This is a genomic window from Mucilaginibacter phenanthrenivorans (assembly GCF_024721155.1).
Taxonomy (GTDB): domain Bacteria; phylum Bacteroidota; class Bacteroidia; order Sphingobacteriales; family Sphingobacteriaceae; genus Mucilaginibacter; species Mucilaginibacter phenanthrenivorans.
The window spans coordinates 87767-103487 of the sequence record NZ_JAHVAP010000010.1 but is presented as its reverse complement, the minus strand read 5'-3'; the positions used below and the strand labels follow the sequence as shown (position 1 = coordinate 103487).

Annotated in this window: 8 protein-coding genes; all 8 read right to left on the bottom strand. The window is 48.4% G+C overall.

All coding sequences use genetic code 11. The features are described from left to right. Positions 1-12: 12 nt before the first annotated feature. Positions 13-6318 carry a hypothetical protein gene (locus tag KXD93_RS22515; protein ID WP_258139629.1) on the bottom strand — a complete coding sequence of 2102 codons (6306 nt, stop codon included), beginning with the start codon at positions 6316-6318 and terminating at the stop codon, positions 13-15. Between the two features lie 111 nt (positions 6319-6429). Beyond that, the gene (locus tag KXD93_RS22510; RefSeq protein ID WP_258139628.1) at positions 6430-7431 is read right to left on the bottom strand and encodes a hypothetical protein; all 1002 of its coding nucleotides are present in this window, start codon (positions 7429-7431) and stop codon (positions 6430-6432) included. Further along, positions 7418-9397 carry a hypothetical protein gene (locus KXD93_RS22505; protein ID WP_258139627.1) on the bottom strand — a complete coding sequence of 660 codons (1980 nt, stop codon included), beginning with the start codon at positions 9395-9397 and terminating at the stop codon, positions 7418-7420. The genes KXD93_RS22510 and KXD93_RS22505 overlap by 14 nt, the downstream gene beginning before the upstream one ends. 363 nt (positions 9398-9760) lie before the next feature. Beyond that, positions 9761-11380, bottom strand: a complete 1620-nt coding sequence (locus KXD93_RS22500; protein WP_258139626.1) for a hypothetical protein — start codon at positions 11378-11380, stop codon at positions 9761-9763. Between the two features lie 656 nt (positions 11381-12036). Next, on the bottom strand, positions 12037-12948 hold the full coding sequence (locus tag KXD93_RS22495) for an RteC domain-containing protein (RefSeq protein ID WP_258139625.1): 912 nt from the start codon (positions 12946-12948) through the stop codon (positions 12037-12039). Positions 12949-13107: 159 nt separating this feature from the next. Next, on the bottom strand, positions 13108-14034 hold the full coding sequence (locus tag KXD93_RS30565) for a helix-turn-helix domain-containing protein (protein ID WP_308726302.1): 927 nt from the start codon (positions 14032-14034) through the stop codon (positions 13108-13110). 7 nt (positions 14035-14041) lie between these two features. Then, a complete protein-coding gene (locus KXD93_RS22485) occupies positions 14042-14626 on the bottom strand; it encodes a GNAT family N-acetyltransferase (protein ID WP_258139624.1) in 585 nt (194 codons plus the stop codon). A 690-nt stretch (positions 14627-15316) separates the two neighbouring features. Beyond that, positions 15317-15514, bottom strand: a complete 198-nt coding sequence (locus KXD93_RS22480) for a helix-turn-helix domain-containing protein (RefSeq protein ID WP_258139623.1) — start codon at positions 15512-15514, stop codon at positions 15317-15319. Between the last annotated feature and the right edge of the window lie 207 nt (positions 15515-15721).

Sequence of the window (15721 nt, the reverse complement as noted above, 5' to 3'; positions counted from 1 at the left end):
CCGCTCCCTTAACTAAAACCAGGGCGCCATATCAATTCCCGGACCGTCATAGTCCTGGTAAATTGTCTCATAATCAATTCCGTTAAACACCTTATAGCGGAAGCTCAGCTGCATACTGCCCGATGCCAGGTCCATGGCCGCATTCGTGATGAACACCGCCGAATTATCCCCGGAATAAATATTGATGAACGCATCCGGCGTGAGCACCGTGCCGCCGGGCAGCGTCAGCGTCAGCTTCACCGTATCCCCAAGCGATGCCGCAGGCAATTTCGGCTCGTTAAACGGTTCCGGGTTATAAACAATGATCCCCAGCAGCCGCCGGGTATGCGCCGCCGGATCCGTATTGACCACCAGCACGATCACCGAGGTATCACCCGGTTCCGGCGCAGGCAGCTTCAGCCCGCCGTAAACCAGGCGGTCAAAAGGCACCGCATATTTCATCACCGCAGGCGGATCCGCATCCGGGTCAGCATTGACCAGCCCGGCAAGCACCTGCGCCAGGTAAGCACTGTCAAAGGCCACCGGCTGCACATAAACGGCATACCGTTCACTGCCGGGCGTCGCATCCAGGACAAAACTGCCCGCCTGCTCCCCGAAACCGGCATACCGCGAGGTAATAAAGCCAAACTTGTGCACCTCCACGCTGTCCGCCGCCCCGCCCTCCGGCTGGTATACCGCGTTAAAAAGCGCCGTATACAACTTATTGGGCAGCAGGTCCGGGAACTGGTAGGAACCCTGCCGGAGCCGCTTCACCAGCGCCTCCGTCAGCGGGTTGCAGCCCCCGTGGGACGCAGCGCGGTCGAACATATAGATGAGCTGCTGGTCCGGCGGCAGCGTTTTGTAATTGCTATCGTCAACCGGGATCTCCTGCACCGGGTCCCAGGCCAGCTGCTGCGTCACCGCATTCCCCGCAGGGTCCAGCAACTGCAGCTCCAGCCGGCTTTGTGACACCGGCAGCCCCTGGTAGGCCTCCCAGTCCGTGAACATCGCATTGATATAAGGCTGCGTGAAGTACAGCTTTACCTGCGGGTTATGGTAAAACACCGGCTTGCTCAGCTCATAACGCCCCTGCGCATCCGGGAACGAACGGTCATAATTGATATAATATTTCAGGTTGGACAGCTTGAATAGCGCCGCCTCATCCAGGTCCGCCAGGTCCTGGTAAGCCTTGCTGTGCTGGTGAAAGTGCCCCAGCGGCCCGGCCGTCTGAAACCCGAACACCTGGCTGACCAGCACCGGGGAACTGCCGCCGTCCACCCGGTCCTGGGTCTGCACCCGCACCGCGTAGGTGGTATTCGGCCGCCATACCGGCTGGATCGTCCTGTTCAGCGTATCGCTCAGCACCTGCACCTCATCGATAAAGCCCGTTTGGGTAACCGGGTTATCCGCCTGCCGCGCCTGGTCCGCCGCCGTGATATAGCTCACCTGGTCCAGGAAGGTGGACAACACACCCGCATCCCCCGCCGCAGCGCCCAGTTCAGCAGGGATCGCCGCGCTGCCCCTCAGTTCCCGGTCGATATAAACCGCAACGGTCCCCGCCTCCCGGCTGACCGACACCAACACCCGCTTGTATTGCCGGGCCACTACCGTATGATCCGAACAGTCCAGCGTGAACCGGCCACTCACCGTGATCCCGGAACTCGCCTGCCCGTCATAACAGGTCAGCAACACCGTAAACCCGGGCACACCTGCCGCATCCGGGTACCGGGTCAGCGGCACCGCCGGCGTCTGCCGGAGCAGGTGGAGCGCAAACCCCTTCCGGTCACCCGTCACTGCATCCGCCTCCACCTTATACAACAGCGTACTGATCCCCGCAGCAAAGGGATTAAAGATCGCCGTTACCTCCACGGCAAAACTGCCCCCCTCCACGTTGAGCAGCGGATCATAAGGAACGATCACCGCATCCGCATTCCCTGTAAATTCATACACACCGCGGACCTGCTCATACCCGGCACCGTTCCGCGCGTAAAAGCCCGTACCCAGGTCCGGGCTGCCCGACAGGATCCCGTTCAGCCCGCCGGCATCCGCCACAGGCGAATCCAGCACCCATTGCGCCACCAGCCCCGGCTGCCCGCTGTGTTCCAGCTGCAGCACCTCCGAGCCGGTCAGCCCGCGGTCATACAAAGCAGCGAACAGCAAAGCCCGGCCGGCCTCGATGTTGCCATCCAGGCCGGCCGGGATGAACGTTGCAGGCAATTGCAGGTGCCCGCCAAGCACCAGGTCCCCGGTATACCCGGGAACAGCCGCCCCGTCAAAACGGAGCACCACCCGGTCAATGGCAACCGCCGCATCATCATAGCTCAGCACCGCCGCCGGCTGGCCAGGCAATACCGGCTCGGAACCCACCACCACATCCGCAGCAATGGCATGACCATGCCCGTCCGGCGTATACTGCGTCCGGACAAAGCTCACCAGCACCTGATTAGTATTCTCACCAAATTCTAGTTTCAAATGCGTCACCGGCTCCGGCAGCGTGATCACCAGGCTGCCCGGCGTCCCGCTCACCAGCAGCGCCGGCGCAGCCAGCCCAGCGTCCTCGGCCACAACCGCGGTGATCCCGTTAAAGGTAAGCAGCAACGCACCCGCCGCCACCGGCACCCCCTCCGGGTAAGTCGTTCCCACCGGCACCGCCTTCCAGTTCACCAGCACCGTCCGCAGCACCGTCTCATAACAAAACAGGTCCTCCGGCATAAAATTCATACCGTCCAGGTCCAGCTGGTCACTGGTGGAACCGTTCGTATAGCTGAACATATTTTGAGACAACAAGCGGATCTTGTTGTACTTATCCTTCTCCGTAAACTGCCAGTAGCCCGGCTTCAGCTGCGAAAGATCAATGGCCCCCGGCCCCGTATTCCCGCTGACAATCGCCGTAACCGACTCGTAAATATTATAAGGCACCCAGGTACTGTCCGCCGCCCGCCAGGCAAAAACATCCAGGGCCACCAGCTCAAACTGGTGCCGCACCTGGTCGCTCACCCCCTTTGCAGGCGGGATCATTTCCACGTAACCAACCGGCAGCTGGCTGGAGGCCCCCCCAATCCCTGCATTACCGGGAATGACCGGCTTCAGCAGCGCAATGTCCACAAAGCTATCCAGCGGGATGGTCACATTTTCTGCATCCGCAACCGAAGTAAAGTCAAACTTCCAGGCCGCATCGCCCGGGTGCGGGATCACCGCCGCATCCTGGGACAAGACGTAATTCACCTGGAAGACCTCGTTCGACAGGATATTCGTGGCGGAAGCCGGGATATACCCCGTCCCCGGATCCGGCAGGCCGAGCACCGCCACCGGCGCCAGCAGCGGCGACCGGTCATTGTTAAAGTGCCAGCTGATCTCCAGCGAAAACTTGATATCCGGGATCGGCCAGGGCAGCGGCAGCTTCACCCGCATACTCCCCGTCATGTTGAACGGATGCGGCGCCTCCACCGCCAGGCCAAGGGATACCCACAAGCCAAGGCCAAACTTCCAGACCTTCAGCGAGGCATGACCGCTCAGCTGGATAAAGCCACCGATCTGCACCGGTTTAAAGCTGATAAAGCCGCCCACATCCAGGCTGGCTCCCAGGCTCAGATGCACCGGCCCGAAATGCTTGTCAAAGTCATACCCGATCCCCGCACCCGCCCGGATCCCCCGCGAGGAGATCATCAGGTAGGCATGCCCCCGGAAGATATCCAAAATACTCGCCTGCACCATCGCCGCAGCCGGCGTATCCTTACCGATATTCAGGTACCAGCCCGAGGCATTGTTAAAGAAGAACGCCATCTCCAGCTGCGCCTCCAGCGAAATGATATCCCCCTTCAGCCCCCCCGAGGACGGCAAATTAAAGTCCACCCCAAGGTTCCCCAGTACCGACTGGTTACTGATCACGATCAGCGCACTGAACGGCGGATCCACATCATCATGCAAACCGATCCGGTCCCGCAGCACCGCCGCCTGCCCCTGGATCAAAAACACATCCGGCAGCCCCAGCAATAAAAACAACTTACTCGAAAAGACAAAGCCCGAATCAAATTCTGTAGCTATAGCAACCCCCGCACCCAGCGAAAAGCCCGGCTCATTGGCAAACTTATCGATCTCCACCCCCTCCAGGCCCGTCAAACTGCTCTTCGCCTTATAATAATCCCACCAGGTCGCATCATCCGGCAAATGCGCCGCCGCCCTGGACGGCACATAATGCTGCCCGATCAGCCCCCGGAAGCCATAGATCCCCAGGCTCGTCCCCCCCAGCGGGATCGGCGTCGCCAGGTCCAGCCCCATATCCACGATAAACGAAGGCACATGCGGGTTCAGCCGCATCGCCGCACTCCCGGTGATATGCAGCTTCGGAACCGACACCGAAATCTTCCCCATATACTCCGTCGCCGAAGCCGAACCCGCCGGTTCCGGGTTCTTCATCGACAAAAACCCCTGCAAAATAAAAGCAGGCGTATCCGGCGGCGTCACATTTGCCGGTATCGTAATATCAATGGAAATCCCGTCAATGCTCAAATAACTGTCAAAAAGCTTATCCGGGTAATGATCATCATGCGTAAAGTAATACTTCAGCCCGTTTCCCCCAACCCCGAAGCCCGCCGTCCCCGCATTGATCATCCCGTCAAACCCGAAGTAATAATAATCCCGCTGAATCCCGTTGTGCACCCGCGTATGCGAACCGATCGAAATATTCGACACCTCCATCCGCACCGGCCCCACCTCCAGGCGAAAAGCCTTCGGCACCGTCAAACCGCCCCCCGCAAACTCAATATCCCCGTTATCCCAGATCAGCAGCTTATTGATAATGATCCCCTTCGGCAACACCTCCCCCAGCCCCGGCACATCCGCGATAAAATCCAGCAACCCCGCAACACTCACATAAAACCTGCCGCCCTTTTCACCCAGCTCCAGCTTGCTGATATGCACCGTAAACACCCCCGGGAACGTAAACTCCGGCAACTCACCCAAAAACGTACCCGTCAGCTTAAAATTCCCGTTATCCATGATGCTCCCGTCGATCTTCACCACCGACACCTGCCCGTCACCCTGGAAACCCGACGGCAAAGTTATTTTACCGCTGATCGTGGAACCCACAATCGCATTTTGCTTAAACGTCACCGAAAAGGTGTCCAACTCCACCGAAAAATTGCCGAACTTCCGAAATAAAACGCCACTTTGTTCCAGTTCAATAGTTCCAGAAATCCCCCCCGTCCCAATTAGTAAATTCTCTCCGTTAATTGCAAACGACGAGTGGTTCATATCGTCTGTCCCGAACCGCGGTATGCTGATATCAACTTCTTTTATATAAAGTCCACGGAAATCTGGAGGGTAATTACCAAATGTGTTAAATATACCGTCACTAGTTCCAGTGAAAAGTCTCGCTTGCGTAAACCCAATAATGATTCCAGTATTACCAATTTGCGCTTTAGGATAGGCAGTTGGAAATGTCAAACCCAGATCGTCGTTGAAAAAAAAGCCCGATTTTGAATCAAATCCAAATTGACCAATTTCGAATATGAGTGTTGTCAATATATCGGCATCGCTTTCGACAGTTCCATCTTGCTTTACAGGAACCAATACTGAACGCGGTATTTGAATTCCCACTGATAATTCAAGATTTGCTTTTATTCTTGGTATTAACAAATTCTTGATATTGTTCACAACATCAAAGCCTAAAAATCTTGAGAAAAGATCTTCCAAATTTTGAAGACTATTTTCAGTATTATCAGGATTAAGAACATAATCATTTATTAGAATATCATTTAAAGTAACTTCCGAACTTTCCTGTATTGATGTCAGAACATCATTTAATGCGATGTTTATGTCTGGGTTTAAAGGTAAAGCAATGTCTAAATTTGGATATTTAGCATTTGCAGAAACAGCAAATTGACTAAGAGGATCTTGGCCGGATATAAAGGTACTTACCGCACTGAATAGTAAGTCCTTTTGTGAGACTTGTATAATATCTAAGATTGTATTAAAAAAAGTCTCAGGGGTAAAATCTAAATAATTAATTTTAAAATTTGTCAAATATTTTAAAATACCCCAGTTCCAGGTGAGTGTTAACGGAACCACGCTAAAGTCAACGCCTGGATTATTTATATCAGGATTTAATATCAAATTGATTCCGGTTCCAGGTATCTCAAATTTTAAAAAGTCCGCAAAACATATAATTTCGAGTTTATAAGAGCCTGATGAGAGGTTTGCTGAGGCTTTTGTATATAAATTGCGGAAATAAATATCATCAAAAAGTGACGCAAAACCCGAAGTCATTGAACTTAGATTCTCCGGTAACTGATCCAAAGAAACAACTGACGATAGTGCTGGATAATATTTATCAGGCATGTTATTATAATTTAGGATAACTTAAATTCCACTCTTATTATGAAGTTGCCACTACGAAAATTTAACAAAAACTAATTAAGCGTTGAAATGATAAAACTAATTTTGACTTTCTCATTTATTAAATACATTTAAAATATTTATGTGTGCTCGTAAAAAAGCAAAGTATACATCAACATCGTTTGTGTAGACCGGTATGATTGCAGAAGGTGGAAGTCCAACTTTTTTGTAGATAGTTTCGCCGTTTTTTAGCGCTTTAGCAAGTTTTGTAGTAGAGAAGGCCGGATCGTTATAAAAATTAAAATCACAATATAGCATCGCAATAGGAATTTGTATCCTCGCGTCCTTTCCATAATTCGGAGGAAGTGTCAAATCTGAACCGCCATCATCAAATAATTCAGGGAAGGCAGGAATAAAAATACCCGTAACGTCCATATCTTTTAAGATTGCACGCCAACCTGTATCATTAAAAAGCTTACTAACAACCTCCCTTCCTTCAGGCTCTGCAGTCGAATAAGCCCCTAACGCAACCTGTCCTTGCTCAATTTCGATAAAATTCCTATCAAAAATATAGGCATCAACTCCTTTTTGTGGCACTTCGGCGTAAACACCATACAATAGTTCATAAAACTTGGTTATTGCATAATTTGCAATCGCGAGATTTAGAGCTTGTAAAAGATTATAAGCTGGTGTTGGTGTAAACCAATCCGCAAGAAAAGTAACACCTTTATAATACGCATCTGTTAGATCATTTACTAAATAGAAAGCGCCATTAACCCACCTAGATTCATGATTCTTTCCCTTTATCCAAAAATGTATCGTTTTATAATAGGAGTTAATTTGCGCAAACGGTTTGAGGTAGTTTTCTAATGATGGTTGAGCGGAAGTAATCAAATGAGCGGCCCTGTGCCAACGATGATTTGACAACTCGCGATCTCTTCTAAGCCAATAAAGATCTTGTCCTTCCCATTCGGCCAAAGGAATTGCATTATCGCCCAAATACAGTTGATAATATTCGTACGATTTAAATTCGCGTCCGGCCCGAAAAGGCTCCGCTGGTATTGAAACAGTCTTTGTAAAATTTGCTGTAGCTTCCTGTGTACTAAACAACGCCATATGCTATTACAGTTAAATTTGTTGTTGCCTCCTGAACAGAAAGGCTATTATCAGTAACCTGAAATCCCTTTATTATAATATCCATAGAGGTGTAGTTAACTTGATTATCATCTTCTAATACCAGTTTGTTAGTGATGCCAAGGAATACCCAATAGTCCATCAGGAAGTTTGAATTCGCTATCGAAACGATATTATTCCATTGTTCAATTGTAAAATTGAGACTCAATATTTTTCTAATATCAGGAACGCTAAACTGCCCCTCGATATCAGCACCAGATGTTTGAAATTCCAATACATGCAGTTCGTCTTCACCCTTAAACAATACATTTGTGACTAAATTTGATGATAGATCATCCTCCGATAAATTAAACAATAGATTATCACTAGTTTCATTTCCAAACTTCCAGTCACCGACTAATTCGAGTGTTTGCCTTTCTTTGTTTCTATCATTTTGATTTATGATATTTGGATTCGCAAACAGAGTAACATTCCCGCCAGTGAAACTGATCCCCAAATTAAAAGCGGCGTCAAAAAAATGCGTTTCACTTACATCAAGATAAATATTTTCATCAAAAACCTTGGTCGTCAGAGTTGAATTGGCAAAATCATAATTGATTTGTAAAGGGAATAAACAATCCAAATAATCCATCCTTCGGATATTTGCATCAGTGGCTGGCAGCAAATTTTCATTTGTTGTTTTTCTGACTAGTTTTAGTCGGGTAAGCTTATTTAGTAAATTATCATCAGCCCATGGCAATCCGACTTCCAATTCCTGTGTGTAGCTATCTGTAATCAGGCCATCCACAAATTTTTCCTTTTGCGAAAAACCTGTAGGGAAATTATCACTAGGTTTAGATGCAATATCAAGGTAAATTAACGGTGATGGGTTTTCGTCATTACTACATGGCATTTTAATTGACAAACTCTGAAAATTTCTTAGCGATTCGTTAAAGTTATTTTTGTCAATAACCAGGATAGGCCAACCGTTTGAATAGTAGTTTATGTTGTAAAAACCCAGTTCTTCATTCTTTTTTATTTGAATGTTCGTAGTATTATCTACTGAACTTGGGCCGTAGTTTTTTAAATAATTAATAGAGTTATTAAACTCATTGCGAATATCTAAATAACATAAGCCTTTATTCGCAAATTTCAGAAGCAGATTTTGATTGATATCATCTCCTTGCCATTTGTTCACAACTCCGTCGACAAAAACGCTAATTTCCTTATTGTAAAATTCTGAAAATAATGAGCAAGGATCTATAAACCCCAGTATCGCTTCCTTTTTGTGCCAATGTTCAAAAAAGTCTTTTTGTGTTGGTGTAGATGACAAAGTTTGCACTTGTATAAAAGTAGATGCATTTCTAAGCACCGCCAGCTTTGGTTTGTGCAATAAACTATTTGTTATAATTTCAAAGCCTATAGCATCCTTATCGAATTTGCCAATTTTATTTCCTGGCTGAACACTCCAAAATTGTACGTCCAAAGATGAAGATTCAAAAATATCATCTAAATCAATTGTATCAATTAAAGAATCAATAGAATCATTTAACCCTAATAACTCCTTTGTGGGGTTTGTTGTGTAATTTCTCTTGTCAAAAAAAGCCCAGATCGAATTTATTAAGTCGTTTGAATCCCTCTGCGCGATGTCAGTATCATTAGAGGCCACCAGGCTGCTTTTTTTAATACCTTTATATAAATAATACTTAATCCCTGGAAATACAAATGGCAAATTATCGATTGGCTTAAGAAGTATATTGAGCAAACTTTGATTATCAGTTTGTTCTTGAACAATTATCTGCCCTCTACAGATAGCAACAGCATCAAGATCATTTTGGCCAGTGTGCCTGCTCGTCACTAAAAACTGCTCATATTCGACGCCCGCAATGGATGTATTTTCCGTTGGGCCAAATTGAAAATCTGATTGAGAATCCAGTGCTCCAATGTCTGCAAAAAAATAAAATGCCATATTATCTCTATCCTTGTATAACTGTATATTTAATTCATTAAATAGATTAAGTCATCACTTAAGATGGTGGACAGGATTTGAATAATACGCATACTGCTTTTGACAATAATTAGGGATTACTTTATTCGTATCCTTGCTCCAGCACCACACCCGTTAAGCCATCGTACCCGCCGGCACATCAAACTTACTGGTCAGCCCGTAAACATCAGCCGACACCGGCCCGAACACCTGGTCCCCGCCCTGCGTAATCGCCGCAGGATCGGTAAAAAAAAAAACGAATTGGGCGCAAATGACGAATTATCCGGCATACTACAATTGCTTATATTTTAAATTTTGAACTTCACCAGTTTATCTCTATTTCACTCAATTAATCACGATCACCCCCGATTGCGTCGACCTCGTATACTTCAGCGAACCCACCTTATAGGAGTTCGCCGGCGTATGAAGCCCGTCATTCGTAACCTTCGTGTTCACCACAACCAAATTCGACGACACCAGCGTCCCGCCCGAATTTGTAAAATCAGTACCATTCAGCTCCATCGTTCCCCCCTTATAAGTCACCAGCTCCACCGTAATATCTCCGCTCAGTGCATACTGGAACCACACCGCGTAAAGCCCCACCTCAATCACATCCGGCGCTGACGTAAAATCGTGCACAAACTTCCTGATCCCGATCAAAATAGCCTCTGTGCCATTGTCGGTTTTGTTATCCGTCCCCCAATACAGGTAGGCCGTATCAAAGGAGGTACTAGTCTCCGGCACCACCAGGTTCTGGCTGTACCCGACATACATACCGTCAACGGACGTCCCCGTATTTTCAAAGCCCGTCAGCGTATCCAGGTCACGGCCATCAGCCGGCCCCCAGCGATAGCTCACCACCATAAAGTCAAAATCACCAGTCACGATCGGGTTATGGCGAACGTTATACGAAATCACCTTGGTCGCCACATTGTAGTTCAACCTGACAATCATCGTCAGGCCGGCCTCGTCATAATCCCCGTCCGCCCCATCCACCAGGTCACTCGTAAAATTCACCACCGGGCTGAAGTCATATCCCCCCACCGTTCCCGGCACCAGGCTACCCGGCGTACCATCCATCGACAGCACCGCATCCGACGTCTTCAGCAGGAACGACCCCGAGACCGGACCGGCAGCCGCCGCCCTCCCCTTGAGGTAGAACACGAAGTCAGCCGTATCCGGGTACGCCGCCAGCAATTTGGCGATATTGAACTCGAACCGCCAATTCGAGCCCCCCGGCGCCATCGCATCAGAAGCCAGTACCAGCGCATCCGTTACCGCAGCGCCGCCGGGCACCACATTATTCCCCGTATAGGCTGCCACATGGTTACCCGTTACCTCCGCATTATCGACCAGGCCGATCACGTCCAGCGAGGCGTTACCCGACAGTTCAACCACCAGGATCCCCGCATCATAAGCCGTATCCGAAATACCGATCTGCCGTGTCACCGGGTCAGCCCCGCCTTTTTGCGCAACAAGGGTCGTATAACGCCATTGCTGATGGAAAACATTCGCCGAAGGGCGGAACACCGTCCCCGTAAAAGTTCCCCCCTCGCTTGAAAATATATACTGCGCGCTCAGGTCCTGCTCGGACCCGTCCGGGTAATCCGCGACCAGCCGGTAATCCGCACTCACATTCTGCGCCACCGGATCGATCCCCATGATCGACAGCGTCACCTCCGGCGTCACACAAGTCTGGAAAGCCAGGCTCTTCAAACCGCTCCAGCCCTCTGCGGTCAGCACCCGCGCCGCCACCGTATGGCTGCCGCAAGCAATCAGCGCATCCAGCCCCGGCTGGTTCTGCGCAATGATCACAGTACCATCCAAATACCATTCATAAGCCAGTACCGTCTCCTGGTCCGCCTCCGAATCGAAAGCCAGTAAAAAGACCGCATGCTGATCCGGAAGGGTCACATTACCCGTCAATGAAAAGGAGATCGCCGTCAAACAGTTCGTATTTGCCATGAATTTTAACCTCATCCGGGCCCCCAGCGCAGCCCTGTAAATTTATTTTTGTTGAAAACACACACAGCCCGCATTGGAGCCCGGCCCGCACCCCGCAAGCATCAACCAAGGGATGACCGGCGGGCACTTCAGCCGCACCGGCAGGTGCTGTAAAAAATTGAGTTCCAGAACAAGCTTGCCCTTGGCAAGGAGCACAGCGACACCGAAAAAATGCGGCTGTACGATAAAACAAGATGGATTTTCCCGGTCTATACCGGTCTTAGGGATTCACCCAAAGCTAACCATTGCGCATTAACCCGGTATTATGTTTTGGTAAAGCATGCGTGAACTACAAGTTCCCGCCACAGCCGCAACAGACCAGGCCACCGGTGACCGTAACCGCCGCTATAGCATTTGCTGAATAAAAAATAGGAAACAGGACTCGCTGGTTGTTTTTCATAGCCATCGTGTTAAGGTTAATTAAGTAAATGCAATATAGAAAATTATTTTCTTCCCGTGCAAACTTTCCGTGCCATTTTTTACCCCATCCGATCAATACACTTGCAATCAGCAGGTTATATTTACACCGGCTCAATAACCGCATTTTTTCCGGAAAAGCACGCCCCTCAGCCTCCCCGCCTATACCCACCCCATCAGCAGCCCGCAAACACCGGCCGCTACAGATACGGGTTCCCTTTTAAAAAATCCATCTTATCCCCATCCCGGGAACCACCGCCCCTGCCCTTCACCTGCAGCGCATCCCCGTCATCGATCCGCTGGTTCACCGCATCCCGCATCTGGTCCAGGAACTTCGTTTTACTGATCGTCTTGCGCCGCTTGATCTCTGTAAAGCGCCGGAAGTAGCGGCTCAGGTTCACCTGGAACACCTGCTCAAAGACATCCATCAGGTCCGAAAGGTCCACTTCCCCAGCATTCACCTGCCGCGTCTCATAGATCCCGTACACCACCTCGATCAGGTTACAGGTATCCCCCGTCCAGCGCGTCGCCACCCCCTTGCGGCTGAGCAACCCCCCGGGCCTGCCCTCAACCGCAGGCGCTGCCATCGCCTCCAGCAAATAGGCCTGCACCATCTCATAGGCCATAAACTTTGAAAACAGGTAATCCTGGGCCGTTCCAAAAGCCGGATCGACCTCCGGTATTTCCGGCGCCAGCACCCTGCCCGCCTCCGCACCCCGGATGAAATACAAGTGATCCAGCTCCGTCCCGCCCAGCTTATAATACTGGAAATAAAACTCGTTTTGCCGGAAAAAGCGCCCCGTAAACTTCAACTGCTCCGCGTAATAAGCCAGGCGCTCCGCCTCCGCCGGCAAGCCCGATTCAATGCCGAAGCACTCCAGGTAATAGATCAGCCAACAATAGAACGACGGCTTCACCTCCTTAAAAAACCAAACCTCCTCCGCAGCATCACGGAAGCCATGCGCCACCATTTCCTCCCGTAACACCTGCAAATACCGCTTCACCACCGACAGCCGGGCCGACAAGCCGCGCACCGTCGCCACCGGCTCCTCCGGTTCCAGCAGCTCCAGCCGGAACCGCCCGTACAATTCATCCGCAAACCTTTTTTCCATGCTATTTAAATTAAATTTTAATACAAACCGGACCTTAAACCGGCTCAAAAATCACCACAGGGGCAAAACTAACTTGTAGTCAGCATGAGACAAATACCAAAAACGGGTATTAATGCTACCTAAATAGTGGTATTTTAACGAAATAACCGGGGCAGCGCTTTAAAAACGGGTCTTTTGCAGGGTATGAAGAAGTCCGGATCGGTTTTTCACTGCTGTCTTCCGAAACATATTGTAAATGTGTTTTTTTACGGTTTCCTGGGAAATAAACAGCTTGTCTGCAATCTCCTTATTTGACAGCCCTTTATATAACAGCTCGGCAATTTGAATTTCAGTCTTCGTCAGCCCGTAATGCAGACAGTTTTCCCGGAAGGTTTCAGCGCGTGCACCATCTGTCGTTACGTGCTGAAGCAACTGGTATTCCAAGCGTGCATGTCGAATAGATTTCCTTATAAATAGGATAGTAATAACAATGATACCCGTATTTGTAAATAACACCTCAACGAGCTGGTTCTCTTCAATCAACCCAAAAAAAGTAAGCGAGATCCATGGCACCACCGCAAAATACAACGCGATTTCTTCCAGGTACCCGTTTTTATCCCGGTCTGCTTCGTGTTTTTTCCGAATGGCGCGAAATATGACGTAAAGCAATGTCACCGCATAAATAAGCGGAACGATCATGCCAAACCTGATATCGATATTCAGGTTTCCATTTATGGCATAGGCAATTACAAAAAAAACAAAGTAAGGCAGCATTAAAAATAAAGGAACGCCAAACAGGGCATGCCATCTTATTGCTTTCAAATCAAAGGCCTTATAAAAATAAAGCGGGAAGAACGACGCCATCAAAAACCCACTGCCATAGGCCAGCATTTCCTGAACGGCGACCGGTATATCAATTTTAGGATCCGGAAAAAGCCCGCCGGTGATGTTATAAAACTGAAACAGCAACAGTAACAACAGGTACCATAAACGACTTTTATCCTGCGGCCGGAACAAGTAATAGAACGTCTGGAAAATAAACATACAGAATTCCAGCACGATAAAAATAAAAGTGACGATATGGATTTGTGTGCCAAATACCAGCATTATCAGATTAGATTTGAGTATAAGGTTCGTGTTTTAAAAAGAATAAAGTGTATCCCAGTTCAAGCTGGTTGTATACCTCAAAGCCAAAGCGCCGGTACCAGGGTAGATTTTGCAAAGTTGAGGTTTCAAGGTAAACCGGCAATGCCTTCCTATCGGATGCGGTTATTATTTCCTTTAATAATAAACTACCGGTACCGGCATGTTGATAGTCAGTATCAACCCCGATAAACCACAGATAAGTCATAGCTACTTTAGGCTGAAGCTTTTTTACATTTCCCTCTCTTTTAAGCGCCTGCCTTATCCTACTTAAGCCGATCGCCCGATAAATTAATTTAACATCCAGCCAAACGGACCGCAGCGACGTACGCTTCCTTTGTGGGAATAAGATTAAGGCACAGGCCTTTTTATTTTCCGATAACCAAACCTCGCCGAAAAGGTAACAAACGTCAAAGGAATATTCCATCAGTGACCGGATACGTTCTACTCGCCGCCCGTCCTGGCGGACGATATAATTCACACTTTGATTGCCTTCAAATGAACGGGCAAGTAAATCCACAACCAATGGACGGTCGTTTTTTTCTGCTTTAATCATAACTACATTTGTTAATGAAAAATTCCTGAACTGAAGTAAAAGTGGAACCCTTTCCTAAAATAAAAAATGAGGCTACTATATCCCTTAACTCGTTGCGCTTCAGTTTTGATAACGACAGTTGGTTGGGTCAGATATGCGTTAAAATAACGCCTGGTGATGGTTTTCATAGCGTATAATTAATATTTTATTACACGCCGATACGCAGGCCGTCCGATGCTGCACGGTATAGGCTCTGGTTGGGCCGGGCACAGCACGACAGGCCTGCGTATTAGCGGTCTGTTGTACTTCCGTGCCATAAAATTTACCAGATTTACCCGTGCGGAAGGCGATGTTTATATTTCAATTTACATCCAGGTATCTTCACCGGGACATATATTATTCAAAAGTTAATTAAACATAAGTTAAAGTCATATATTTTACATGATGCGATATTATATTAAATATAAAACAACATGGCGGCAAAATAGAAACTTTTTTCATCAAATGCAACGGGTCTTTTAACGGTAAATGATTGAATAAATCACCCGTTGGCACATTGGCCGGGTGAAAATACGCGTATGACGGATAAGGCAGGTAAGCATAAATTTAAAACAGCGGCATTACAGCCTGGTTTAACAGTCAATAATTTGTGTGCAGGTATAAAATTCCACACGTTTCATTTTTTTCAGAAAAGCAGTCCCCAAAATTGCTTTAAAAAGTCATCAGCTCGCCCACAGGCATCTCCAATGCCACTGCCAAAACCCTTACGGTGCAGATCGTCGGATTGGTTTTACCATGCTCTATCCTGGCTACCTGGGACAAAGTAATTTGTGCACGATGCCCTAACTGCTCCTGGGACCAGTTTCGCTTAAGGCGCAATTCGCGCACCCTGGCGCCGAAAGCATTCATAAACGGGTAATCTTTCACAGCAATCACATGCCGAAAATCCGTCTAATACATCTTTTTTATTGACGCATACATGCCTAATTCGTATATTTAACAAACAGGCAAAAGAGGCAGTTATGGAAGAACAACCGATCATCAACCAACCCATCGGAACCTTGGGGTTCAGTCCCGAATTCGTTGAATCAAGCGAAAAAATGGGGTTTAAGACAA